Here is a 1,233-nt window from a genome sequence, read left to right on the forward strand (position 1 = left end):
CGGCTGTTTTTCAAAAGGGTAATACTGCGCAGATCAAGAATGAAATTCTGGATACTCTGGATCTAAATGTGCTGCTGCCCAAACTGAGTTTACCCGGTATATCCGATGTTGCCACCATTCAACACACAACGCTTACGATTAAGGGGATCAACAACAACGGTACAAGATCGATAGATACTCTGGTTGGCGGTGAGCTTGATGTTCCAATCAAAAGTAACAAAGTGGTCCTTGATTATCGCGCTTTAATTCATAAACAACAAGGACAAGCCGATACCTTGGCCTTGTCGGCAACGCAACGCAAAGGTGATGTTGTTACGCTTGATCTGGTTGAAACCTTCAAGATCAGCGATTTAGATCTCGAAGTAACCAAGCAGAACGGCAAGTACAAGGCACAGTTGCTGGGCTCATCAACATTCCGGAATAAACCGGTCAAAATAGGGTATCGTAATAGCCCTAACCCTAATCTTTATGTTGCAACCAGTAATTTAACCCTCAAAGATCTCATAGGCAGCAGTATCGGGGTGCCAGAAATTGATAACATTGCTTTTTCTGGGGTCGGTGTAACATCTGATTATCTCAGTATGGGTGTTGAGGTACAGGGTCAAGAATTTTACGGCCTTTTAGCCAAACCCTCTGGGCAGGCGAAACCTTTCTTTATATTGCGGGGTGCAAAGCCAAATTTCTCGATCACAACTCTGATCCCGGGTGCCGACAAGACGCCGCTAAAGGATACGGATTTTGAGCAGGCTGTTCTTTTTTACAACCCAACCAATAAATCCGGCTTGCTCAATACTTTCCCCGAGGTTATTCGACCTTATTTTCATGGAAATGTCGCGGTTAAGCCAGGCCTGAATATTTATGGTACGTTGGCGGTGCATCCATCTGGTGAGATGGCAAGTCTGTTGAAGATGGCGGGAATTACGGATGTTAAGCTGCCGTTGAACGGCGCGTTCAGTCCCAAGATATTTTCCAAAAATATGGCCGCTGTTAAAAACGATATTCTTGATAATCTGGATATAAATGTGCCGTTACCCAAAATAAACGTGGCTGACATTTCCAAATTTGCAAACATTCAAAATACAGCACTGATTATTAAAGGGCAGAATGAGAGCGGCATACGATCCCTGGACTTTGGAATTGGCGGTGAATTGGATATTCCGATCAAAAGCAACAAAGTCGTTATGGACTATAAGGCTGTAATCCATAAACAGCAGGGGCAACCGAATACTCTCG

General features: G+C 44.1%; 1 protein-coding gene. It reads left to right on the plus strand.

Annotation, left to right across the window (positions count from 1 at the left end):
- The coding region (locus WH96_RS22185; protein ID WP_047766175.1) for a hypothetical protein at nt 1-1,233 on the plus strand (1,233 nt) is incomplete at both ends.

This window comes from Kiloniella spongiae, assembly GCF_001026905.1.
GTDB classification, from domain to species: Bacteria; Pseudomonadota; Alphaproteobacteria; order Kiloniellales; family Kiloniellaceae; genus Kiloniella; species Kiloniella spongiae.